We start from the raw sequence: 16,181 nt of genomic DNA, 5'->3' as shown, positions 1-16,181 counted from the left end.
ACAGGTGGAGCAGGCACCCGCCCGACAGGAGTAAGGCAGATCGACGCCCTGTTCCTCAGCGGCATCGAGGATGTACTGGTCGTCAGGAACCTCGATGGTCTTGTTGAGGCCTTCGCTCTCGCTGATGAGGGTGACCTTGTAGGAAGCCATGAAAAGGATTAGGGCTCACAGGTACCCGAAAGCCGGGCCTGTAGGACCCAACCTTCATACATCCGCCGCAAGCCTTTCCTGGCCATTTCCAGGCCAGGACGCTGGAAGCCCAATCAAAACCAGGGCACAGATCAGCGTGCCTTATGCAACGCGCCGGATCGTCATCAGGCCCCACAGGCCCTGCTGGGCGGTGAGCTGGGCCCGCCAGCCCTGCTCCAACAGGGCCTGCTCCAGGCCAGGGGCCTGGTCTACCAACAGCCCACTCAGCAGGCCCACCCCGGTGGCGCCCAGCAGGGTGTGAAACGTCGGAGAGAGGGCCTCGATAACCGGAGCCAGGATGTTGCAGAGCAGCAGATCGGCGGGCCGGCCCTCCAGCAGGGCGGCAAGGGTTTGGGCCGACCCGAGCCCTACCTGGAGTCGATCGCTGCAGCCAGAGAGAGCGGCGTTGTCCTGGGTGGCCCGAACCGCCAGGCAATCGGTGTCCACGGCAGCCACCCGGGCCGCCCCCTGCAGCAGGGCAGCCAGGCCAAGGATGCCGCTGCCACAGCCCAGATCCGCCACCCGGATGGGGCCGAGGCTGCCGCCAGCCTGGTCGGCCAGGGCCTCGATCGCCTCCAGGCACAGCCGCGTGGTGGGATGGCTGCCAGTACCGAAGGCACTGCCTGGATCCAGCCGGATCACCCGCCGATCGGCATGGGCAGCGGGCAGCTCCAACCAGACCGGCAGGATCAGCAGGGTGCGGCCCACCGGATCGGGCTGCCAGTGCTGCTTCCAGCTGAGGCTCCAGTCCTCATCGTCCTGGCGGGTCCAGGTGATCGGCGGGAGTTGCAGGGCGAAGGGCTCCGCCAGGGGCGCCAGGGCCGCCTCCAGCTGCTGCCGCTCTGCTTCGGGCCAATCGGCTGCAGGCAGCCAGGCCAGCAGCTGCCGCTGCTGGGGCGCCTCCGGACGGTGGCGCAGCGCCACCCGGGGGATGCCCAGCAGCTCGAGCTTCCAAAGCAGAGATTCCTCCAGTTCTGGCGGGCATGCCAGCTCCAGCCTCCACCAGCTCAGGGGGCCGGACATCAGGAGGCGGGCATCAGAGGGCCGGGCATCAGAGGGTGACCGGATGGGCTGCCTGGATGCCGTTAATGGCAAGCACCGAAGCCAGCAGGGTCGGCGGAATGGGGTCGTCCAGGCTGAGCACCATCACGGCATCACCGCGCACGATGCGGCGACCCACTTGCATCGAGGCGATGTTGACGTTGTGTTCGCCCAGCAGGGAGCCCAGCTCGCCGATGATCCCGGGCATGTCCCGGTGGCGGGTGAACAGCATGTGGCGGCTGGGGACCACGTTCACCGGGAACTCATCAATGCTGGTAATGCGCAGCTCACCTTCGGCGAACACCGCCCCGGTGACGCTGTGGCTGGCCTGGGGGCTGCGGGAGCGCAACTGCAGGGAGCCAGCGGCAAAATCGCGGCTGGCGTCGTCCTTGACCTCCAGCACGTGAATACCCCGCTCCTTGGCCTCAAGGCTGGCATTGACGTAGTTGATGCTGTCGCCTAGGGCTGTGGAGAGCAGACCCTTGAGGGCCGCCACCACCAGCGGCTGGGCAGGGTGCACAGCGAAATCACCCTGGAGGCGGACCTCCAGCTCGCTGATCGGGCCACCGGCCAGCTGGCTGATCAGTTGGCCGAGGGTTTCGGCCAACTGCAGGTGGGGCTTGAGCTGCTCCATCACCTCGGCATTGAGGCCGGGGATGTTGACCGCACTGCGGGCGGGCAGGCCCAGCAACACATCGCGGATCTGCTCGGCCACGTCGATGGCCACATTCTCCTGGGCCTCTTCGGTGGAGGCGCCGAGGTGGGGAGTGAGGATCAGCCGCTCCTTGACCGATCGCAGGGGCGAGCCGGCCTCCAGGGGCTCCTTGGCGTACACGTCAAGGGCCGCGCCGCCGATGGTGCCATTTTCAACCGCCGCGGCCAGGGCTGCCTCGTCAATGATGCCTCCACGGGCACAGTTGACGATGCGGGCCGTCGGTTTCATCGTCTTCAGCAGCTCCGCGTTTACCAGGTTCTCGGTGTCGGGGGTGCGGGGCAGGTGCAGGCTGACGTAATCGGCCTCGGCAAACAGGGCAGGCAGGGTCAGCAGCCGCACCTGCATCTGCTGGGCCCGTTCGGCCGACACATAGGGGTCGTATGCCATCACATCCATGCCCATGGCCTTGCCCACCCGGGCCACGTGGGAGCCGATCTTGCCCAGACCAACCACGCCAAGCTTCTTCTTGTAGAGCTCGTTACCGACGTATTTCTTGCGGTCCCAGCCGCCGGCCATGGTGCTGGCGTGGGCGTGGGGCACATGGCGCGAAAGTGCCAGCATCAGGGCCAGGGCCTGCTCAGCGGCGGCGATGGTGTTGCCCTCAGGCGAGTTCACCACCAGCACACCCCGCTTGGTGGCGGCCGGCACGTCCACGTTGTCCACCCCGACACCGGCGCGGCCAATGATCCGCAGTTTGTCGGCCGCTTCAATGATTTCGGCGGTCACCGTGGTGCCGGAGCGGATCATCAAGGCTTCGTAGTCGCCGATGATCGCCCTGAGCTCCTCCGGTGGAAGGCCTGTGCGCACATCCACCTGGGCCACCTGGGAAAGGATGTCAATCCCCGCCTGGTCGATCGGATCCGAAACGAGAACCTTTGTCATGCCCAGCGGTGGGGAGGGTGAGCCGGGGGTGCAGTGTAGTGAGCGGTGAGAATTCCCCCATCCCGAACCAAGAGAGCAGAGCGTGGGTACGAGTGTGGTGGTGGTGCTCAATGACCGCAAACGGATGCAGCAACTGCGGGATCGCCTGGCCGACCTTCAGCCACCCCTGCTGCAACTGGAGGCGATCGGCCCAGGCGAGCAGACCCTGGCCGAGGTGGCCCGACTCAACCCAGCGATCGCCCGTCGCAATCGGCAGCGCACCATGGCCCGCTGGCTGATTCCCTTCGGCTTCCTGGCCGGCCTCACCTTCACCTACATCACCGATCTCGACACCTTCGCCTTTGCCGGAGCCTGGAGCCAGCACCTGATCGGCGCCCTGCTCGGCATGGGCTCGGGTTGGATGGGCAGCTTCGCCGCAGCCGCCAGCGTGAGTTCGGAGGAAGACGACCGCATCCGCAGCCTGCGCAACCGGGTGGAGGAGGGCAACTGGCTGCTGCTGGCGGAAACCGCCAATGGGGTGGAGATGCCCTGGATCAGCCTGCAGCAGGCCAAACCCCTCGCCGTGGTGCGCCTGGGCGATGGTTAACGGGGAGACACTTTGACGTTGCCACGGCACGAATTACTGGCAGGCAGCGCCCACCCCCAGGAGCTCGAGGCCGTGATTGCGGCGGCTGAGCAGGGCCTGCGCAGCTGGGAGCCCGTCTGGACCGCCTTCATGGACGGCGGTCTGCGCGAGGAGGCGGAGCAACGGTTGGCTGCCCTGGCCGAACTCGACCTGGCCAGCTGGGGTGGTTTTCCGGGCGCTGAGCGGCGGCGCCTGTTGCTGCAGCGCCGCGAAACAGCTCTGGCAGCAAACGCCCTCCCCAGCGGGTTGCTGGGTCTGGAGATCAGCGGCAACTTCCTGTTTGATCAGGCCGAGCGGGCCGACTTCCGCAGCGGCCTGCTGGCGGCCGGCGCCAGCCAGGGTGACCTTGGCGACATCTGGCTGAGGGGCGACCGCGGCGCCCAGGCCATCGTCACCGCAAGCCTGGCCGCCGCCTTGGACGGCCAGGGAGCCAGCGTGCGCTCGGTGGAAGTGCGCCTGGAGGTGCGCCCCCTGGAGCAGCTGCAGCTGCCAGCCGAGCGCCAGCCCCGTCGCTTCCAGACGGTGGAGGCATCCCTGCGGCTGGATGCGGTGGCCTCAGCTGGCTTTGGCCTGGCTCGCAACCGCATGGTCGAAAAGATCCGCCAGGGCAAGGTGCGGCTCAATTGGCAACCGATCAGCAGCCCCAGCCGGCTGCTGCAGAAGGGCGATCGGGTTCAGCTGGAAGGCCGCGGTGAGCTGAGGATTGAGGCGGTGGAATCCACCAAGCGGGAGCGCTGGCGAATCGCCATCCTGCGCTGCTAAGGGCTGGTGGTTCTGTAAAGTCGAGACGCTTCTGGGGCGATTAGCTCAGAGGTAGAGCACTACCTTGACACGGTAGGAGTCACTGGTTCGATTCCAGTATCGCCCATTTATTGCATCAATCTTTCTTTCCTCGCCCAGTTTTGATTCAATCATTTTTGCGCCTGAGCATCAATTACGTTTCGGCCAGATGGCAATCACGGCAACCGATCTGACCGTTGTTATCGGCCTGGCTCGCTCCGGTATCGGGGCCGCCAAGCTGCTACGCCATCGCGGCCAGGCAGTGCTGGTGATCGAAAGCCAGACCAGCCCCGAGCTTGAAGCCAAGGCAGTCGAACTGCAGCAGCTGGGTATCGAGGTTCAACTTGGCACCCCCCTGAGCCCCGAGACTTTCGCCGCTCTCACCACGGCCGTCAGAAGCGTGGTGGTGAGCCCAGGCATCCGCTGGGACCACCCCACCCTGGCCTGGCTGCGGCAGCAGGGAATCTGCGTCCAGGGGGAAATGGAGCTGGCCTTTGAGGCCAGCGGCGGCGTGCCCTGGATCGGCATCACCGGCACCAATGGCAAAACCACAGTCACCCACCTTGTGAGCCACCTGCTGCGGCATGGGGGCCTGGACGCCCCCATGGGAGGCAATGTGGGCTTTTCAGCCACCGAGCTGGTGCTCGCACGGCTCAAAAGCGGCGCCCCCCCTCCCGATTGGCTGGTGATGGAGCTCAGCAGCTACCAGATCGAAGCAGCTCCGAAGCTGGCTCCCCGGCTTGGCATCTGGACCACCCTCACCCCGGACCATCTCGAGCGCCACGGCAGCCTTGAGGCCTACCGCGCCATCAAACGCAGCCTGTTGGAGCGATCTGCGGTGCCCATCCTCAACGCCGACGATCCCGACCTCCGTGCCCACGCCGCCAGCTGGAGTCGGGCCACCTGGATCACAGCCGGCAGCCGGGACGCCCTACCGGGCCCAATCCAGCCCAGTCTCTGGATCGAAAACGACACGGTGATGGGGGCCGGCCAACCGCTCATGGACGCCAACTGTCTGGCCATGCCAGGCGCCCACAATCGCCAAAACCTGCTGCTGGCGGTGGCGGCCGGCCTCGAAGCAGGCCTGAGCGGCGCCCAGATGGAGAGGGCCTTGCGCGCCTTTCCCGGGGTGCCCCACCGGCTTGAGCGGCTGCCGGAACGACAGGGAATCACCTTTTACAACGACAGCAAGGCCACCAATTACGACGCCGCCGAAGTTGCCCTCAAGGCCCTGACGGGGCCGCTGGTGGTGCTGGCGGGCGGCCAGTCCAAACAGGGCAATCCCGGCAGCTGGCTGGCGGCCCTGGGGGAAAAGGCTGCGGCTGTGGTGCTGTTTGGGGCAGCCCAGGCGGAATTCCAACAGCTGCTCAGGGAGGCTGACTTCCCCGGGGCCGTGCACCGCTGCCAAGCCCTCACAGACGGCGTCCCCCTGGCCGTCCAACTGGCCCAGGCCCATCAGTGCAGGGCCGTAGTGCTATCTCCAGCCTGCGCCAGCTTTGATCAATACGGCGATTTTGAAGCCCGCGGCGAGCACTTCCGCCAGCTGGTCGAGGCCCTGTAAACAACCTGGCTGGAGGACTAGCATCGGGTCGGGAAGATTGCAGGGTTGGGGCCATGGCCTACTGGTTGATGAAGAGCGAGCCTGATGTCTACGGGATCGGGCATCTACAGCAGGAAGGCACCACTCTGTGGGATGGGATCCGCAACTATCAGGCCCGCAATTTCATGCGGACAATGCAAATCGGCGACCGGGCTTTCTTCTACCACTCAAACACCAAACCACCGGGCATTGTGGGCCTGATGGAGGTGATTGAAACCAACCTGACCGATCCCAGTCAGTTTGATTCCAGCTCCAAATACTTTGACCCTTCAGCCACCCCAGAGCGGCCCCGCTGGGACTGCGCTCGCCTGCGCTATCTGAGCAGCTTCCCAAACCTGCTGAGCCTCGACGCCCTGCGCGAGAGCTTCAGCCCTGAAGAGCTCGGTGTAGTGAGACGGGGCAACCGCCTCTCGATCCTGCCGGTATCTGCCCCCTGTGCGGAGCGGCTGCTGGCCCTGCTCGAGGCGCCGTGAGCGGCCCCGCCCCCCTGGCGATCCGATCTGCCGTGGAGCGGGGTTGGCTGGCCTTCAGCCACTGTCCCTGGGTGCTGATGGGCTTCACCCTGGTAAGCGGCGCCAGCAATCTCCTGGCCCAGGTGTGGTTTCGGCGCGAGAGTGGTCGGGTGATCTCTGAGCTGGGCCAGCCCGATGGCCTGGCGATCACCCTGGCCGCCAGCGCCTGGATCCTTTACGTGGCCACGGGCCTCTGGATGGTCGTGGGGCTGATGCGTGGATCCCTGCTAGCCCTCGAGCAAGGCCGGCCCCGGTTCGGCGATCTGATCCGGCTGGATGGTCGGGCCATGGTTCGCTGTTTTGGCACCCTGGCCCTGGCCCTGGTGGTGCTGGCGCTGATCGTGCGCCTGGCCCAGGCCAGTGCCTGGTTGCTCACCTTGCTCCAGCCGCTGCTGGCGCCGCTGCCGCTGCTGGCGGGCGTGGCTGCTGCCATCTACCTAAGTGCCGACCAGATCCTCTGCCTGCCCCTCAGCCTGATCGGCGGCCTCAATCCGGTGGCCGCCTTTCAGGGCAGCCGGGCCGCCACCGATCCCCACTGGCTCCACGCCCTGGGACTAACCCTGGTGCTGCTCGCGATGGTGCTCGCCGGTTTCCTGGTGCTGGTGATGGGCCTGGTGGTCGCCCTACCGGTCGCCACCTGCACGCTCACTGCCGCATATCAACAATTGTTCGGAGCTGGGCAGGGAACAGGTTGGCGAGGTAGCAGCGGGTGACGTCGCGGCTGCCCAGGCCGTTTTGCACCAAAAAACCGGCCAGCGCGGCCTGGAAAAGGCGATATTGATCCCAGTTGGGATGCTGGGCAATGAAGCCTGCCATCGAGGCCAGCAGTTCCCGGGGCACCTCGGTGCAGAAGCTGATGGTTTGGCTTTCCCCAGATTCACAGGCAGGGGCCGCAACCCCTGGAGGCTCGAGCGCGCTTGCTCGGACGCTTTCAAGGGCCTGCGGTTCCACGGCGGTTTTAAGCGGGGTCTTGGCACCAGTTCCCCACATCCGCTGCAGGCCGTCAAATCTCATCAGGCAAGCCTTTCGCCCCCCATCCCGAGCTGAGATTGGGCGCTGGGCCTGGCCCCTGGGCGGGCCCAGGCCACCAACGGGCCAGCAGGGGGCTCCAGGGCCGCAGTTGTCAAGGGGAAACTGGCCAAGGCCGCCATTCTCCCCAGCTCCCGGGTCCCAGGCGGGCTCTGGAGCGGCGAGCTGGGGAAAAGTTGGGCAAAACCGCTCTCGATCTGGGGGTTAGGCGGGAATCGGGCCGTAATCAACAGTGCTGATCAAAGCCCGGATCAAGCCGGATCTCAGCCTGGATTGTGGCCGAGAGCCCCTAGGGCTGCGACCAATGCCTGGCTGACCGATGGCGGCCAGCTGCCTTCCACGGCTCGGAGGCCCCCCGAGGGGGTCAGCACGAAACGCAGGACCCATGCCTCCAGGTCCCCCTCCAGAGCCAGCCAAAGCTGACCCCGCTCCAATTCAAGGGTGATCGCCTCCTGGGGCATCAGCTGGGCGGCCAGGGCGCGATGCTCCCGCAGCAATTCGAGCAAGCCTCTCTGCAGCTCGCCAGCCTCGGCGGCGGTCAGCTCCACGGCCCAACCCGGGCCTCCAACCAAAACGGAAAAAGGTTGGCGGGCCGGGTCCACCAGCCAACGCCACCCTTCCCCCTCCTGCACCTGCATCCTGGGGGAATCAGCCGGGCAGCAGGTCGGGCTGGTCCTGCTCGTCGCTCAATTCAATGATGGCCCGCTGCACCGGTTTGACCATCGAATCGTCGAGGAGGCCATCAAAATCATCAAAACGGCGCTGCTTGGCCCGGAAGGCGATGCGCACCGTGGTCAGGTAGCGGTTGCTGGTGTTGCGGATCAGGCTGTCGGCCCGCTGGGCCAATTCCTTGGGGTTGACATCAAAACCGCTCTGCATAGATCCATCCCAATGGCTAAAGCCTAGGTCAGCGGCCCTGTTCCCCTGGCTAGAAGGGAGCTATGCAGGGCACCCTGGCGATCGATCTAGGCAGCACCACCACGGTGGTGGCCTACCAGGGGCCCAACACCGCGGCCGAGCTGCTGGCCCTGCCGCCTTACAGCAGCTGCGAACCGGTGGTGGTGCCGACCCTGCTTTGGCTCAACGATCCAGCCACAAGCAACCCCCTGATCGGACGCCAGGTGCTGGAGGCCGGCCTGGCCCATGGCGACGGCCCCCAGCTGCACCGCGACTTCAAACGGCAGATCGGCGCCAATCCGGCTGCCACCACCCCAGCTACCGCTTCTGGTAAGGCTTCTGGTACAGCTTCTGCCCCTGGCCCGGCCCCTGCCTTGCCCCTTAGCCCGGAGCAGGCTGGCGCCTTGCTGCTGCGTCGGCTCTGGGCCGCCCTGCCCCCCGAGCTTGAACCCCAGCGCCTGGTGCTGACGGCACCAATTGACAGTTATCCGCGCTATCGCCAGTGGCTGCAGGAGGTGTGCCGCGATCTGCAGGTGCCGGAACTGGCCCTGGTCGACGAGCCCACCGCCGCTGCCATCGGCGCCGGACTCCCCGCCGGCAGCACCGTGCTGGTGGTGGACCTGGGCGGCGGCACCATTGATCTGGCCCTGGTGGCCCTGGAAGGGGGCGAAGGCCGGCCGGCGCCAATGGCCCAGTTGCTGCGCTTCGCTGGCCGTGATCTGGGTGCCAGCCGCCAGGCCCTGCGCTGCGCCCGCGTGATCGGCAAGGCAGGCCTGGCCCTGGGCGGCAGGGATTTCGACCGCTGGATCGCCGCCCACCTCTGCCCCGGCGTGCCCCTCGATGGCAGCCTGCTGGAGGCAGCCGAAACCCTCAAGTGCCAGCTCAGCCAGCGAGAGGAAGGGCTGGTGCTCTGGAGCCGCAGCGGCCAGCCGCCCGTAGCCCTCAGGCTGAACCGCAGCGGCCTTGAGGCCCTGCTGCGTCAGCACGGCTTAGTGGAGCAGCTCGATGCCCTCTTTGACCAGGTGGTCGCCGCAGCCCATCGCGACGGCCTCGCCCTCGGCCAGATCACCGCCGTCCTGCCGGTGGGCGGAAGCAGCCGCCTCCCCCTGATCCGCCAGTGGTTGGCCCAGCGTTGCGGCAACATTCCGCTGCGCGAGCAGCGGCCGGTGGAGGCCGTCGCCCTAGGGGCCCTGGCCCTCACCCCGGGAGTGCAGGTTCGCGATGTGCTCAGCCGCGGGGTCAGCCTGCGCTGCTGGGACCAACGTTCAGGTCGACATCGCTGGCGGTCCCTCTTCGTTGCGGGCCAAACCTGGCCCACTGAGCGCCCCCTTGAGCTGGTGCTGGCCTGCAGCAGCGCCAACCAGAGGGTTCTGGAAGTGGTGCTGGGGGAACCCGAAAACGAACGGCGCAGCGAGGTCGTATTTGAAGCTGGACTGCCCGTGCTGCGGCAACGGCCGGCTGGAGAGGGCCGGGTTGTGCCCTGGACCAACCAGCCACCGCCCCTGGCCCTCGACAGCCCGGGCCAACCTGGCGAGGACTGCCTGAGACTGGCCTTTCAAGTGGATGACCAGGGCCAGCTGATCCTGGAGGTCAGCGACCTGCGCAGCGGCAGGCGCAACCCAACCCAGCAGCTGGGCCCCCTGCGCTGAAAAGGGCTGGCGCCCATAAAGAACCGCGCCCATTGCGAACGTAAAATGGGTTTTGAAGCCCATTGCCCCTTTGGCCCTGCGCCGCCACAGGCTGCCCCGATTCTGGTTGGCACTCACCCTCGGCCTGGTGGCTTGCGGAGTTGCAACGGCCTACTGGTGGGAGCAACAGCTGCCCCGCCGCCTGGAGCAGGCCGCCAAAAGGGGGGATCTGGAGGCCTGCCTGCGCTACAGCGAGCAACTGGAATCCCTGCGTTGGCTGGGCGGCCAGGCCCCTGGGGCCCAGGGCAGCTGCCGGCGGCGCCAAGCGACCCTGCTCTGGCAGCAAGAGCAGTGGACCGCTGCCCTGCAGCAGCAGTTGCAACTGGTGAACTCCCAGGCCGGCAACGACCAGGATCGGCAACAACTGCTCCTCTGGCAACAGAACCTGCAGGAGCGGGCACTGGCGCGGTTTCAGGAGGGGGATCTCAGCGGATCTATGGCCCTGCTTGCCGCCATGGGCGAAGACCGGCGCACTGATGGCACCAGCCTGGGCGACAAGCTGCGTGAAATCTGGACTCGCAATCGCCTCCAGTTCGAACGGGCCAAGGGCCTGAGCGCCCAACGGCGCTGGTGGGAAGCCCTCGAAGCCCTCAATCGGATCGACCATCCCTGGTGGAGAACCCAAGGCCGCGCCCTGCAGGCAACTGTGCAGCAAGGGATCGAAAGCCTGGCGGGCAAGGATCGGGAACACGACGCCCACGGCCAGCTGCCCCACACGGTGTCCAGCGACCAACTCGACGCCCTGGTGCGCCAACGACTGGCCAAGGGCATGGACGAATGGTCGGCCTTCCAGGACGCCTGCCGAGCCCTCGGGGGGAAGGTTGTGGAGGCCGGACCAGAAACGGCCTGCCAGCGCTGATCAGCGCTGGCGAGTCGCCCGTGAGAGGATGGCCTTTGGTGATCTCAGGCGAGGGCTATGCAACCAGGTGATCAGGTGAAGGTCTCCCAGAGCGTGGTCGTGTATCACCATCCCCAGCACCGCGGTCAGGCCTTCGACCTGCAGGGCCAAATGGGCGAGGTGGTCACCGTCCTCAACGATTGGAAGGGGAGGGTGATCAGTCCCACCCTGCCGGTGGTGGTGGCCTTCGGTAAATTTCGGGCCCACTTCCGCGCCGACGAGTTAGAAGTGGCTTAAGGAAGAGAGGGCCTAGGAATCTGGCTTGACCAGGTAGACCCCCTCCTCTCCATCAATGGCCTGCAGGCAGAGCTGGATAGATTCCTGCCGCCTGGTGGGCACCACTCGGCCACAGAAGTCGGGCTGGATAGGCAATTCCCGATGACCGCGATCCACCATCGCCACCAGGCTTACCCCCGTGGGCCGGCCCCAGGCTTGGAGGGCCTCCAGGGCAGCCCGCACGGTTCGCCCCGTGAAGATCACGTCATCCACCAGCACCACCTGGCGGCCATCCAGCGCCACGGGCAGGTCGGTGGGTTGGCCCAGCCGGGTGCCCACCCGTTCAAGGTCGTCGCGATAAAAAGTGGGATCAACCGTCCCCTGGTCAATCGGGTGGCCGGTCATGGCCGCCAGCCGCTGGGCGAGCACCTCGGCCAGGGCGACTCCGCGGGTGGGGATGCCCAGCAACAGCAGGGAATGGCTATCGGCCGTGCTTTCGAGCACCTGGGAGGCCAGCCGATCGAGGGTTCGGGCCAGATCCTGGGCCGAGAGCAGTTCCAGCCGATGCATCAGAGATATGCCAGATCAGTAAAGCCAGTGCAGGAATGCCAAAGCAGTGAAGCCAGAGCAGTTATCTGGCCCTGTGTGGCCAAAGGCTGACCCTGCCAGGACCGGGCGGTTTTGCCGCACATCTGCACTGTAGGTTGGATTTTGAAGGCGTTGGAGTAACGCCGACAGGTCTGACGGGTGACAACTATTCCCTCCCAGCAGCTTTCCTCCATAGCCCCTGAATCCACTCCCCCCTTCAGGGAGTCTGCTTCGGTCGCGCCCGTGGTTCTGGCCATTCTCGATGGCTGGGGCTACTCCCCGCAGAGCGAGCACAACGCCATTCGTGCAGCCAGCACACCGGTGATGGACGCCCTCTGGCATGCCTACCCCCACACCCTGATCGAAGCCAGCGGCGGCGCCGTGGGTCTGCCCGACCACCAGATGGGCAACTCCGAGGTCGGCCACCTCACCATCGGCTCTGGTCGGATCATCCGCCAGGAGCTGGTGCGCATCAGCCAGGCCGTCAGAGACGGCAGCATCAACGCCAACCCAGCCCTCAACGCGCTGGCAGACAAGTTGCTGCAACGGGAAGGCAGCCTCCATCTGATCGGGCTCTGTTCCGACGGTGGGGTGCACAGCCACATCAACCACCTGGCTGGTCTGCTGCACTGGGCAGCCGAGCGGGGGCTCAAAGACGTGTGTGTGCACGTGATCACCGATGGCCGCGACACCGATCCGAGCAGCGCCCCCCGTTTCGTGGCCCAGGTGCAGGAGCAGATCCAGCGGGCAGGGGTCGGCCGCATCGCCACCCTCTGCGGCCGCTACTGGGCCATGGACCGCGACAACCGCTGGGATCGCACCGAGAAGGCCTACCGCCTCTACACCGAACCCAGCCCCATCTCCGAACTCAGCCCCGTCAACGCCATCCATGCTTCCTACGCCCAGGAGATCGGCGATGAGTTCCTCGAACCGATCCGCCTGGCTCCAGGGCTGATCCAGTCCGGGGATGGGGTGGTCTGCTTCAACTTCCGACCCGACCGGGTGCGCCAGCTGATTCGGGCCCTGGTGCTGCCTGACTTCGAAGAGTTTGGGCGCAAGCTGATCAGCCCCCTCGACGTGGTCACCTTCACCCAATACGAAAAGGGCCTGCCCTTGGCAGTGGCCTTCCCGCCCGAATCCCTCGATGGCCTGCTGGGCCAGGTGGTGGCGGAGGCTGGGCTGCGCCAGTTCCGAACGGCGGAAACGGAGAAATATCCCCACGTCACCTATTTCATGAACGGTGGCATCGAGCAGGCCTTCCCCGGAGAAGACCGTCACCTGGTGCCTTCTCCCCGGGTCGCCACCTACGACCAGTCCCCGGCGATGTCGGCTGGCCAGCTCACAGACAGCTGCATCGCCGCAATCTCGAAGGGCATCTATGCCCTGGTGGTAATCAACTATGCCAACCCCGACATGGTGGGGCACACCGGCAAGATGGCTGCCACCACTGAAGCAATCAGCACCGTCGATGGCTGCGTGGGCCGGCTGATGGAGGCCACCAACCGCATGGGCGGCACCCTGCTGATCACCGCCGACCACGGCAATGCCGAGATGATGGAAGGCCCGGATGGCCGTCCCTGGACAGCCCACACCACCAACCCGGTGCCCGTGATCCTGGTTGAGGGCGAGAAACGCAAGCTGCCTGGCCATGGCACCAACGTGCTGCTCCGCGACAGCGGTGGGCTGGCTGACATCGCTCCCACCATTCTCGAGATCCTGCATCTGCCCAAACCGCCAAAGATGAGCGGTGAATCCCTAGTTCTGCCTGCTGGCGCCAACTCCGAGCCCAGCCCCATCCCCCAGGCCCTGGGCGTCTAGCCTGCGCTGGTCTTAGCCTGCAGGAAGACTGGAGCGCGTATGGTCACATCAGTGTTGTCCTGGGTTTGGATCGGCAGTGGGGTGCTGCTGATCATCAGCGTGTTGCTGCACAGCCCCAAGGGCGACGGGATGGGCGGCCTGGCGGCCAGCGGCGGCTCGATGTTCACGAGCGCCCGCAGCGCCGAGGCCACCCTCAACCGCATCAGCTGGACCCTGCTGGCCATCTTTCTCGCCCTTGCCGTGGTGCTCAGCGCCGGCTGGCTGGGCTGAGACTTCCATGCCCATGCCACCCATGCCCCGTCGCAACCTGCTGCTGGCCCTCGGATCGAGCCTGGGCGCCTTCTTCAGTGGCGCCGCCAGTGCTGATGCCGCCTCCAAGGCCCAGGATCCGGCCTGGCAACTGGGTGAGGCCGACTGGAAAAAACGACTCAGCCCGGCGGCCTACAAGGTGCTCCGTCAGGAGGGCACAGAGCGGCCCTTTTCCAGCCCGTTGAACGGCGAAAAACGCCCAGGCACTTTCGTTTGTGCTGGCTGCGCCCTGCCCCTGTTCAGCTCCAAGGCCAAATATGAGAGCGGCACCGGCTGGCCGAGCTTCTGGCAACCCCTGCCCAAGGGCATCGCCACCAAGCTGGATTTCAAGCTGATCGTGCCCCGCACCGAATACCACTGCAGCCGCTGCGGCGGCCACCAGGGCCACGTGTTTGACGACGGCCCAAAACCCAGCGGCAAGCGCTACTGCAACAACGGCGTGGCGCTCAGCTTCAAGCCAGGCTGATCGCCCAGCCACACCTCGCCATCCCCCAGCCCGGAGGCCAACTGGGCGGCCCTGGCTAGCAAGGCAGCCAGCAGGCTGTGTAGATGGGTACTGGCGGCAAACTCCCGTTTCAGCACCAGGGCCTCTCCCACAAGCAGCGGCAGGGGGAGGGGCAGGGGCACGCAGCCATCCAGGAAGCCAGCCACCTGCTGCAGGGGCGTACCGACGCTGATCATCAACTCCTCCACCGGTACCCTGCCAAACCAGGCGGCCTGCTGGAAACGCCGGTCCCGCTCCGGAGACGACCAGAGGCCCAATTCTTCAAGGATGCGCTGGGCCCTGGGGAAGGCGCCATCTGGCAAAGGCAGCACGGGATAGTCGGCCAGATCCGCGAAGACGAGCTGATCACCCCGCTCCAGCAGAGGGTGGCCGGGCCTGACCAGCAGGCCCGGCCGCATGGCCGTGAGCTGGATGATGTGCAGGTCGGGATGGTCGGGGATATCGGGAGCTGAGCACAGCCAGGCATCGATCACGCCACAGAGCAACAGCTCCTGGAGCCGCTCGCATTCGAAATAATTGGTGTTGCCGCAAGTCCAAGCGCCTGGCAGCTCCGTGGCCAGCAAGTGGCCGCACCAGTGTTGGCTGTCAAGGCGCAGGCCATGGCCTTGCCGCCATCGCAGCAGCTGATGGACCCCGCGCTCCAAGTTAATCAGGGTCTGATCTCCCTTCAGCCACCATTCACCTGCCCGTTTTTCCATCTCCAGGTCAAACACCTGAAGACAGCGGCGGCTATGGCGGCTCACCGTCGACTGGAAGCAGCGCAGATGGGCAGCGGCGCGATTACCGGTACGCAGCCACAGCAGGGAATCCAACGCTGCCAAGACCTCGACCGATACCACTTGCGCCGCCCAGCTTGAGCCACGAGATAGTATTGCCACCAAGCCACTAAAAAGGCGCGCACCTAGCCGAACACAACGCTATCTGGCTGAGCTTGCAGATTCGGCATAAACAACCGGCTCACATGCCGATGCGGGCCAGAAAACCCAGGTCAAAGTCGACTTCAACATGGTTGCGAACAATCGGCAAATAGCGACGATAGAGCTCCACCAGCAGGGCCTGCAAGCTGGGATGGTGGGCATACTCACGCCGTACCACCAGCCCATCGCCCGAGCCAAAGGGCAACTGCAGGGGTAGGCGACAGAGGGTGTCGCCGCTCGCCACCAGGCTGAGCGCAGTGCCGTAACCCACCACCAACTCCTGCTCGGCCCGCCCTTCCCAAAGGTCGCGGCGGTAGCGGGCCATGCGCACGCCATCGCTCCAGAGACCCAAGCTGCGCAATGCCTGCTCCACCAGGGGGTAGGCCCCCTCCGGCAGGGCAAGGGAGGGAAATTCGGCAATGGCTTCCAGGCTGAGCTGGTCACGGCTGAGCAAGGGATGGCCTGGGGCCACCACAAAGAACACCGGCATCCGGATGATGGGAATGGCGACCAGATCGGGGTTACGGCTGGTCGGCAGATCGGGTAATCCCGTGATCAAGGCATCGATAACTCGCTCCTCCAGCAACTGGAAGGTGCGGCTCACTCCCACAATGTTCGACTCGCCCAACAGCCACCCCTGCAGCGCTGGGCTGCTGAGCAAGGGCGCCGACCAGTAGGTGGCCTCCAGGCGCAGCGGTCGAAAGCCGCGCCATCGGGCTTCCTGGTGCACATGCCGCTCCCGCAGCAACAGGCTGGTGTCGCCGATCAGCTCCCATTCACCCTGGCGACGCTCCATCGCCAGCTCAAACAACTGCAGACAACGTTTGCGGTAGCGGCTGGTGGTGGCTTCGGTGATGCCGTAGCACCGCTCCACCTGGACGGCCGCCCGCAACCAGAGCAGGCCATCGAAGGCCTCCAGCACGGGCAACTCAACCAAGGCAGCGGGCAGGCGCCTGGAAATTGTTGAAGCCA

20 protein-coding genes and 1 tRNA gene are annotated in these 16,181 nt (G+C 65.9%); 12 read left to right on the top strand and 9 right to left on the bottom strand.

Translation table 11 applies throughout. The features are described 5' to 3' along the window. The 3 genes from KBZ07_RS01035 to serA form a co-directional block, all read right to left on the bottom strand. On the bottom strand, positions 1-150 hold a 150-nt coding region (locus KBZ07_RS01035; RefSeq protein WP_254929873.1), incomplete at its 3' end, for a 2Fe-2S iron-sulfur cluster-binding protein. Positions 151-291: 141 nt separating this feature from the next. After that, positions 292-1,212, bottom strand: coding sequence for a 50S ribosomal protein L11 methyltransferase (gene prmA / locus KBZ07_RS01030; RefSeq protein WP_254929869.1), 921 nt, complete (start codon positions 1,210-1,212; stop codon positions 292-294). A gap of 28 nt (positions 1,213-1,240) precedes the next feature. Beyond that, a complete protein-coding gene (gene serA / locus KBZ07_RS01025; RefSeq protein WP_254929868.1) occupies positions 1,241-2,827 on the bottom strand; it encodes a phosphoglycerate dehydrogenase in 1,587 nt (528 codons plus the stop codon). 82 nt (positions 2,828-2,909) lie between these two features. Here serA and KBZ07_RS01020 point away from each other — a divergent pair, with 82 nt between their 5' ends. The 6 genes from KBZ07_RS01020 (at position 2,910) to KBZ07_RS00995 (ending at position 7,057) form a co-directional block, all read left to right on the top strand. Further along, positions 2,910-3,413, top strand: coding sequence for a hypothetical protein (locus KBZ07_RS01020; RefSeq protein ID WP_197151389.1), 504 nt, complete (start codon positions 2,910-2,912; stop codon positions 3,411-3,413). A gap of 12 nt (positions 3,414-3,425) precedes the next feature. Further along, positions 3,426-4,214 (top strand): photosystem II S4 domain protein, encoded by a 789-nt coding sequence (locus KBZ07_RS01015; RefSeq protein WP_254929867.1) that lies wholly within the window; start codon positions 3,426-3,428, stop codon positions 4,212-4,214. A 34-nt stretch (positions 4,215-4,248) separates the two neighbouring features. After that, positions 4,249-4,320 (top strand) — tRNA-Val (locus tag KBZ07_RS01010). An 81-nt stretch (positions 4,321-4,401) separates the two neighbouring features. Next, complete coding sequence (murD, locus tag KBZ07_RS01005) at positions 4,402-5,793, top strand: UDP-N-acetylmuramoyl-L-alanine--D-glutamate ligase (protein WP_254929866.1); 1,392 nt, start codon at positions 4,402-4,404, stop codon at positions 5,791-5,793. A 53-nt stretch (positions 5,794-5,846) separates the two neighbouring features. Next, positions 5,847-6,305, top strand: coding sequence for an EVE domain-containing protein (locus tag KBZ07_RS01000; protein WP_254929865.1), 459 nt, complete (start codon positions 5,847-5,849; stop codon positions 6,303-6,305). Next, positions 6,302-7,057 (top strand): hypothetical protein, encoded by a 756-nt coding sequence (locus KBZ07_RS00995; protein WP_254929864.1) that lies wholly within the window; start codon positions 6,302-6,304, stop codon positions 7,055-7,057. The genes KBZ07_RS01000 and KBZ07_RS00995 overlap by 4 nt, the downstream gene beginning before the upstream one ends. Here the strand turns inward: KBZ07_RS00995 and KBZ07_RS16400 are convergent. The 3 genes from KBZ07_RS16400 to KBZ07_RS00980 form a co-directional block, all read right to left on the bottom strand. Then, positions 6,990-7,358, bottom strand: a complete 369-nt coding sequence (locus KBZ07_RS16400; RefSeq protein ID WP_396123848.1) for a DUF2811 domain-containing protein — start codon at positions 7,356-7,358, stop codon at positions 6,990-6,992. The genes KBZ07_RS00995 and KBZ07_RS16400 overlap by 68 nt on opposite strands. Before the next feature lie 278 nt (positions 7,359-7,636). After that, positions 7,637-8,011 (bottom strand): DUF1818 family protein, encoded by a 375-nt coding sequence (locus KBZ07_RS00985; protein WP_254929863.1) that lies wholly within the window; start codon positions 8,009-8,011, stop codon positions 7,637-7,639. A gap of 10 nt (positions 8,012-8,021) precedes the next feature. Next, positions 8,022-8,252 (bottom strand): DNA-directed RNA polymerase subunit omega, encoded by a 231-nt coding sequence (locus tag KBZ07_RS00980; RefSeq protein ID WP_254929862.1) that lies wholly within the window; start codon positions 8,250-8,252, stop codon positions 8,022-8,024. 62 nt (positions 8,253-8,314) lie between these two features. Between KBZ07_RS00980 and KBZ07_RS00975 the strand changes: the two genes are divergently transcribed. From KBZ07_RS00975 to KBZ07_RS00965, 3 genes are all read left to right on the top strand, one after another. Then, complete coding sequence (locus KBZ07_RS00975) at positions 8,315-9,919, top strand: Hsp70 family protein (protein WP_254929861.1); 1,605 nt, start codon at positions 8,315-8,317, stop codon at positions 9,917-9,919. Between the two features lie 106 nt (positions 9,920-10,025). Next, positions 10,026-10,817: a hypothetical protein gene (locus KBZ07_RS00970; RefSeq protein WP_254929860.1), complete on the top strand. Its 792-nt coding sequence runs from the start codon at positions 10,026-10,028 to the stop codon at positions 10,815-10,817. 57 nt (positions 10,818-10,874) lie between these two features. Then, positions 10,875-11,093 (top strand): ferredoxin-thioredoxin reductase variable chain, encoded by a 219-nt coding sequence (locus KBZ07_RS00965; protein WP_254929859.1) that lies wholly within the window; start codon positions 10,875-10,877, stop codon positions 11,091-11,093. Positions 11,094-11,105: 12 nt separating this feature from the next. Here the strand turns inward: KBZ07_RS00965 and pyrR are convergent, their stop codons facing one another. Next, complete coding sequence (pyrR, locus tag KBZ07_RS00960; protein WP_254929858.1) at positions 11,106-11,642, bottom strand: bifunctional pyr operon transcriptional regulator/uracil phosphoribosyltransferase PyrR; 537 nt, start codon at positions 11,640-11,642, stop codon at positions 11,106-11,108. 261 nt (positions 11,643-11,903) lie between these two features. Between pyrR and gpmI the strand changes: the two genes are divergently transcribed. From gpmI to msrB, 3 genes are read left to right on the top strand one after another with little or no spacing between them, the layout of a single operon-like run. Continuing rightward, complete coding sequence (gpmI, locus tag KBZ07_RS00955; protein ID WP_254929857.1) at positions 11,904-13,478, top strand: 2,3-bisphosphoglycerate-independent phosphoglycerate mutase; 1,575 nt, start codon at positions 11,904-11,906, stop codon at positions 13,476-13,478. Positions 13,479-13,517: 39 nt separating this feature from the next. Next, complete coding sequence (gene secG / locus KBZ07_RS00950) at positions 13,518-13,748, top strand: preprotein translocase subunit SecG (RefSeq protein ID WP_197151404.1); 231 nt, start codon at positions 13,518-13,520, stop codon at positions 13,746-13,748. 22 nt (positions 13,749-13,770) lie between these two features. Further along, positions 13,771-14,253, top strand: a complete 483-nt coding sequence (gene msrB, locus KBZ07_RS00945; RefSeq protein WP_254929856.1) for a peptide-methionine (R)-S-oxide reductase MsrB — start codon at positions 13,771-13,773, stop codon at positions 14,251-14,253. Here msrB and KBZ07_RS00940 read toward each other — a convergent pair. Together KBZ07_RS00940 and KBZ07_RS00935 are read right to left on the bottom strand one after the other, a co-directional pair. Then, complete coding sequence (locus KBZ07_RS00940; RefSeq protein WP_254929855.1) at positions 14,211-15,104, bottom strand: LysR substrate-binding domain-containing protein; 894 nt, start codon at positions 15,102-15,104, stop codon at positions 14,211-14,213. The two genes, msrB and KBZ07_RS00940, sit on opposite strands and share 43 nt — an antisense overlap. Before the next feature lie 145 nt (positions 15,105-15,249). Then, on the bottom strand, positions 15,250-16,146 hold the full coding sequence (locus KBZ07_RS00935; protein ID WP_254929854.1) for a LysR family transcriptional regulator substrate-binding protein: 897 nt from the start codon (positions 16,144-16,146) through the stop codon (positions 15,250-15,252). Positions 16,147-16,181 lie beyond the last annotated feature (35 nt).

This window comes from Cyanobium sp. BA20m-14 (genome assembly GCF_024346295.1).
The sequence above is the reverse complement of the archived record's forward strand: the minus strand, read 5'-3'. Positions and strand labels throughout refer to the sequence as shown.

Bases quoted from the DNA above. Each gene is read 5' to 3' on its own strand.
- prmA (WP_254929869.1), bottom strand. From the start codon at position 1,212: ATGTCCGGCCCCCTGAGCTGGTGGAGGCTGGAGCTGGCATGCCCGCCA.
- serA (WP_254929868.1), bottom strand. From the start codon at position 2,827: ATGACAAAGGTTCTCGTTTCGGATCCGATCGACCAGGCGGGGATTGAC.
- murD (WP_254929866.1), top strand. From the start codon at position 4,402: ATGGCAATCACGGCAACCGATCTGACCGTTGTTATCGGCCTGGCTCGC.
- KBZ07_RS01000 (WP_254929865.1), top strand. From the start codon at position 5,847: ATGGCCTACTGGTTGATGAAGAGCGAGCCTGATGTCTACGGGATCGGG.
- KBZ07_RS16400 (WP_396123848.1), bottom strand. From the start codon at position 7,358: ATGAGATTTGACGGCCTGCAGCGGATGTGGGGAACTGGTGCCAAGACC.
- KBZ07_RS00985 (WP_254929863.1), bottom strand. From the start codon at position 8,011: ATGCAGGTGCAGGAGGGGGAAGGGTGGCGTTGGCTGGTGGACCCGGCC.
- KBZ07_RS00980 (WP_254929862.1), bottom strand. From the start codon at position 8,252: ATGCAGAGCGGTTTTGATGTCAACCCCAAGGAATTGGCCCAGCGGGCC.
- KBZ07_RS00975 (WP_254929861.1), top strand. From the start codon at position 8,315: ATGCAGGGCACCCTGGCGATCGATCTAGGCAGCACCACCACGGTGGTG.
- KBZ07_RS00965 (WP_254929859.1), top strand. From the start codon at position 10,875: ATGCAACCAGGTGATCAGGTGAAGGTCTCCCAGAGCGTGGTCGTGTAT.
- pyrR (WP_254929858.1), bottom strand. From the start codon at position 11,642: ATGCATCGGCTGGAACTGCTCTCGGCCCAGGATCTGGCCCGAACCCTC.
- secG (WP_197151404.1), top strand. From the start codon at position 13,518: ATGGTCACATCAGTGTTGTCCTGGGTTTGGATCGGCAGTGGGGTGCTG.
- msrB (WP_254929856.1), top strand. From the start codon at position 13,771: ATGCCCCGTCGCAACCTGCTGCTGGCCCTCGGATCGAGCCTGGGCGCC.